At 56.1% G+C, this 1,387-nt stretch carries 2 protein-coding genes; both read left to right on the forward strand.

What is annotated here, in order from left to right; genetic code table 11:
• Positions 1-303, forward strand: a 303-nt coding sequence (locus tag AB1555_20100; GenBank protein MEW6248981.1) for a transposase, incomplete at its 5' end; no start/stop codon positions are given.
• 8 nt (positions 304-311) lie between these two features.
• Positions 312-1,160, forward strand: coding sequence for an IS3 family transposase (locus AB1555_20105; protein ID MEW6248982.1), 849 nt, complete (start codon positions 312-314; stop codon positions 1,158-1,160).
• The last annotated feature ends 227 nt before the right edge of the window (positions 1,161-1,387 follow it).

A 1,387-nucleotide genomic window follows, 5' to 3' on the forward strand; every position in this document is an offset into this window, starting at 1 on the left:
AGGAGGAAAAGAACCATGCCGAAGCGTCAGTGGACAGCCGAAGAAAAGATGCAAATCGTCTTGGCAGGTCTGATGCCTGAAGCTAACATAGCCGCCATTTGCCGGGAGCACCAAATCTCCCAGTCCCAGTTTTACCGCTGGCGGGACGCCTTCCTGAAAGGCGGCAAGGCCGCCCTGCAAAACGGTCCCTCCAGCCGGGAGCAGGAGCTAGAGCGCAAACTCCGGGAGGCCCAGGCCAAAATTGGCGAGCAGGCTATGCAGATTGACATCCTTAAAAAAAAGACCAACTGGGTCCTGAAGTAACCGTCCGGGTGCTGGTTCAGACACTCCATAAGGACGGGTATAAGATCGCCCTTATTGCCAAGACCCTCGACTTGAACAGAACGTATTGTTACAGCTTGCTCCTTGACAAGCCCCAAAAAGAGCGGCCCGACAAAGACGCCGAGGTAAAGCAGGCGATCATTAGGATCTGCATCCAGTTCCCGACTTACGGCTACCGCCGGGTTACCGCCGTCTTACGGAACCGGTTACGGCGCTCCATCAACCGGAAGAAAGTGCAGCGGATCATGCAGGAAGAAGGCCTCACCGTACCGGTCAAAGAACGTGTTGCGAAGCGCACCAAAGAATCAGGCCGCATCCCGGTAACCCGTTCGAACGAGCACTTGCAGGTTGATATGACCAAGGTCTGGTGCGGCGCCGACGGCTGGGGGTATTTATTTGCGGTCATTGACGCCTTTGACCGGGAGATCATCGGCTGGGCCTTTTCCCAGCGCTGCACCACCGATATCTTGCTGGAGGCCGTAGATATGGCACTCAACTACCGGTTCCCCCACGGCACCCGGGATCAGAACCTGACCATCAGGTCGGATAACGGCTGTCAGATGACCAGCAAACGTTTTGTCAAGGTGCTGCGCGACTGCGGCATAACCCACGAACGGACAGGTTACAACAACCCAGACGCTAATGCCTTTATTGAGAGGTGGTTCCGCACGCTGAAAGAAGAAGCCGTTTGGCTCACCGAATACCGGGACTTTGACGAAGCCAGGCAGGACATCGAGCGGTATATCCAGTTCTACAACACTGAACGGTTGCATTCGGCCCTTGGTTACTGCTCACCGGCTGAATACCGGGCCTACCTGGCTCAACAGACCGCCGCTTGAGAAAGGGGGTGCTGAGCCCATAATTCATCCTGAACACCTCTTGGGTGCAACTCCTATCGCAGCCCGGCGGCGGTCAAGGGGCCGCGTAGCGGCGGCGCAAGCCCTTGCCCTTGACGGTAGCCGGGCGAGATAGATAATGGCTCAAGTGGTGTTCAGTTCCCGTTACCAAATTTAAAAGACTCCCTTCAACCCGGCCGATTTTGTCTTGACTTTTGGGGGTCATTACG

It is taken from the genome of Nitrospirota bacterium (assembly GCA_040755395.1).
Taxonomy (GTDB): Bacteria; Nitrospirota; Nitrospiria; order Nitrospirales; family Nitrospiraceae; genus DATLZU01.